Here is a 3830-nt window from a genome sequence, read left to right on the forward strand (position 1 = left end):
GGTCGGGGGTTTGGGGGGAGGGGGATTTGGATGCGCATGATTATGCGTTGCTGTGCGCCTATACCCATCCGGACTGTTCGGCGGATGTGTTGTCGCTGGTGACGGACTGGTATGTGTGGGTGTTCTTTTTCGACGATCACTTCCTGGAGACGTTCAAGCGGACGCAGGACCGGGTGGGCGGGAAGGCGTATCTGGATCGGCTGCCGTTGTTCATGCCGATGGATCTGGGTACGCCGGTGCCGGAGCCGGCCAATCCGGTGGAGGCGGGGCTGGCGGATCTGTGGGCCCGGACGGTGCCTTCCATGTCGGAAGGGTGGCGGGCCCGGTTCCGGGAGAGTACCGAGCATTTGCTGAACGAGTCGTTGTGGGAGTTGTCCAACATCAATGCCGGCCGGTTGCCCAATCCCGTCGAGTACATCGAGATGCGGCGGAAAGTGGGTGGTGCGCCTTGGTCGGCGGGGCTGGTGGAGTTTGCCGCGGGGGCCGAGGTGCCGGCGGCGGTGGCCAGGGCGCGGCCGTTGCGGGTGCTGAGGGATACGTTCGCGGATGCGGTGCATCTGCGGAACGACGTGTTCTCGTATCAGCGGGAGACCGAGGAGGAAGGGGAGCTCAGTAACGGGGTGCTGGTGCTGGAGAATTTTTTGGGGTGTACGACTCAGGAAGCTGCCGATGCCGTCAATGATCTGATCACTTCGCGGGTGCAGCAGTTCGAGAACACGGTCATGACCGAACTGCCGGTGCTGTTCGCGGAGAAGGGGCTGAGTCCGCGGGAGTGTGCGGACGTGCTGGCTTACGCCAAGGGGTTGCAGGACTGGCAGGCGGGCGGGCATGAGTGGCACATGCGGTCGAGTCGGTACATGAACGGGGGCGGGGAGGCGGCGGACGCGGGTGCGGGTGCGGGTGCGAGCTGGTCGCCGTTTGTGTTCGGCGGGTTGGGGACTTCTGGGGCGGATGTGCGGAAGGCTGTGGCGGTTACCGGGGCGAAGCGGGTGCGGAACTTTTCACATGTGCCATATCAGAAGGTGGGGCCTTCGCAGCTGCCGGATTTCTTCATGCCGTTCGCGACGACGCTGAGTCCGCATCTGGATGGGGCGCGGGTGAGCACGGTGGAATGGGCGCGGCGGATGGGGCTGCTGCGGCCGCAGGCGGGGGTGCCGCTTTCTGGGATCTGGGACGAGGGGAAGCTGAAGGATTACGACTTCCCGTTGTGTGCTGCCGGGCTGCATCCCGACGCGACACCGGAGGAACTGGACCTGTCGTCGCAGTGGCTGACCTGGGGAACGTACGGGGACGATTACTACCCCGCGGTGTTCGGGGCGGTACGGGATCTGGCCGGGGCGAAGGCGTGCAATGCGCGGCTTTCGGCGTTCATGCCGGTGGAGGACGGCGCGGCCGTGCCGGAGCCGGCGAACGCGATGGAACGCGGGCTGGCCGATCTGTGGGTCCGTACGACGGGGTCGATGGACGCGGAGGCGCGGAAGACGTTCCGGGACAGTGTCGAGGTGATGACGGCCGGGTGGATCTGGGAGCTGGAGAACCAGGCGCTGCATCACATTCCCGATCCGGTGGACTACATCGAGATGCGACGGGCGACGTTCGGCTCCGACATGACGATGAGCCTGAGCCGTATCGGGCATGGGCGACGGGTGCCGGAGGAGATCTATCGCAGCGGGACCATGCGTTCGCTGGAGAATGCCGCGGCCGACTACGCGACGCTGATGAACGACGTGTTCTCGTACCAGAAGGAGATCGAGTACGAGGGCGAGGTGCACAACGGGGTCCTGGTGGTGCAGAACTTCTTCGACTGCGACTATCCGACGGCGCTCGCGATTGTGCACGACCTCATGACGTCCCGTATGCGGGAGTTCCAGCATGTAGCGGCCGACGAACTGCCGGTGCTTTACGACGACTTCAATCTGCCGGAGGACGCGCGGGCGCTGCTGGACGGGTACGTGAAGGAATTGGAGAACTGGATGTCCGGAATCCTGACCTGGCATCGAGGGTGCCGGCGGTATCGCGAGGAGGATTTGCGGCGGCATAAGGGGGTGAGGGGCGGTGTGGTTGTCGGTGCGGCTGAGGCCGGGGTGGCCAGGGCCGGTGAGTGGAGTGGGCGGCCTACTGGGCTGGGGACTTCGGCGGCTCAGGTGGCCTTGCGGCAGGCAGAGCTGACCCGGTGGTAGTCGGTGCATAGGCGGTAGGCGGTAGGCGGTCGAGGAGGGTTGCCCGGTCGGGCCGGAGGCGGCAGCTCGACGGTCTTCGGGCATGACGTGTGGCCCCTCCCGGGTCTGGGCCGGGAGGGGCCGCCGGGGCCGGTCGGCCGCGCTCAGAGGCGGCGGAGGCCCGGTAGGTCAGATGGTGTGATCAGGGTCGGTTGGAGTCGTCGCTCGTGTTCGCGCGCAGTCGGCGGCGCGGCGCCTGCCGGTTCAGCGGGCGTTCTCAATGATCAGGGAGCGGACCATGCGGCAGGTCGTGTTGGAGGGCGGGTGCACTCCGATACGGGCCGCGGCGGTGCGGATGGTGCGGTTACGGGCCCGCTCCGGGGTATAGACACCACCGTCGAGCAGGGCTATCGCCAGGCGCATGGCCTTCAGACGGCGGTTGTGGGCTTCGTACCACTCGCGCGGGAGGCCGGCGGGCAGCGGCTTCTTGACCATCGGCGTGTGGCGGACCACCCGGCGCGCGGAGGTCTTGCCGTACGTGGTCTTCTTCGTGACGGCGGTGTTCGCGGCAGTGTTCTTGGACGGTGCGGCTACGGCCATCGGCAACCTCCTGGGTCGACAGCGAAGCAGTCCTGGACTGCTTCCTTTCTGCCTCCGATTTTAGTGCCGACCACTGACAAAGCCCCCTGGTCAGGGAGGGCTTGGGCGGCCTACGGAGCCGTGGGGCGCGGGCCGATGTCAGCGCGTTCGCGGGGTGCCGGAGCCGTCCGGGGCGGGGGTGGGAGCCGGGGTACGGGAGCTCTCCGGACCGGTGGCCGGGAAGGCGAAGCCGTTGCTGGAACAGCGGACCGTCCACGGCTCGCCTCCGCTCCCCGGCTCGTACATGCGCACATCGACCTCAGTGGCCGGACGCCCGCCCGGAAGAGCGGCGTTGGCGGCGGTGCACGCGATCTGGTGGACGGCCGCCGTCTCCATGCGGGCCACCGGCAGGGGCAGGTAGACGCTCACGGCGCCGTTCGCGGGTACGGCGGTCAGCTGGCCCGGCATCTGCGGCACCACGCTGACCAGCCCGCGCGCCCGCTCCGCCTCGGTGGGTCCCTTGACCAGCAGGTCCAGGGCTTCCTGCGGCCCGACCGGACCGTCGGCCGGGCGGGCGGCCGCGTGGATGCCCAGGGGTGAGAGGAAGAAGATGCGGGCGGTGTACGTGGCGGTGCCCGGCTGCCGGATGCCTTGGGCGGGGGCGCCGGCCTGTACGTAGCCGGTGGGGCTGATGCCGCAGCCGGTGAGGAGGAGGGCCAGGAGGAGGGAGAGGAAAAGGGGGAGCAGGGGGAAGAGGGCGAGCGGGAGAGCTGTGCGCAGAGTGGTGCTCTTGGTCGTCGTGGGCCTGGCGGTCGTCGTGGGCGGGGCAGTCCTCGTGGGCTTGGCGTTCCTCGTGGGCCTGGCGGTCGTCGTGGGCCTGGCGGTCCTCGCGGGCGGGACGCTCCGCATCGGCCGGATCGGGCCCCTCATGGACGGCCGTCCTCGGTCTCGGCATTCTCCATCTCGGCACCCTCGATCTCGGCACCCTTGGTCTCCGCGCCCTTGGACTCGGCACCCTCGGTCTCGGCACCTTCGGTCTCGGCACCCTCGGCCCCGGCACCCCCGACACCCGGCACAGGAACGGTTCCCCCC

At 68.4% G+C, this 3830-nt stretch carries 3 protein-coding genes; 1 reads left to right on the forward strand and 2 read right to left on the reverse strand.

The window, feature by feature from the left end; translation table 11 throughout:
• On the forward strand, nucleotides 1-2180 hold a 2180-nt coding region (locus ADK86_RS14255; protein WP_053696940.1), incomplete at its 5' end, for a terpene synthase family protein.
• A 243-nt stretch (nucleotides 2181-2423) separates the two neighbouring features.
• Here the strand turns inward: ADK86_RS14255 and ADK86_RS14260 are convergent.
• Together ADK86_RS14260 and ADK86_RS14265 are read right to left on the reverse strand one after the other, a co-directional pair.
• Nucleotides 2424-2759, reverse strand: coding sequence for a hypothetical protein (locus tag ADK86_RS14260; RefSeq protein WP_420718848.1), 336 nt, complete (start codon nucleotides 2757-2759; stop codon nucleotides 2424-2426).
• Between the two features lie 138 nt (nucleotides 2760-2897).
• Complete coding sequence (locus tag ADK86_RS14265; protein WP_234345850.1) at nucleotides 2898-3668, reverse strand: hypothetical protein; 771 nt, start codon at nucleotides 3666-3668, stop codon at nucleotides 2898-2900.
• Between the last annotated feature and the right edge of the window lie 162 nt (nucleotides 3669-3830).

Source organism: Streptomyces sp. NRRL F-5755 (assembly GCF_001279365.1).
Taxonomy (GTDB): Bacteria; Actinomycetota; Actinomycetes; order Streptomycetales; family Streptomycetaceae; genus Streptomyces; species Streptomyces rimosus.

What these genes read in the sequence shown, in the direction of transcription:
- ADK86_RS14260 (WP_420718848.1), bottom strand. Translation starts at nt 2,759, where the DNA reads ATGGCCGTAGCCGCACCGTCCAAGAACACTGCCGCGAACACCGCCGTC.
- ADK86_RS14265 (WP_234345850.1), bottom strand. Translation starts at nt 3,668, where the DNA reads ATGAGGGGCCCGATCCGGCCGATGCGGAGCGTCCCGCCCGCGAGGACC.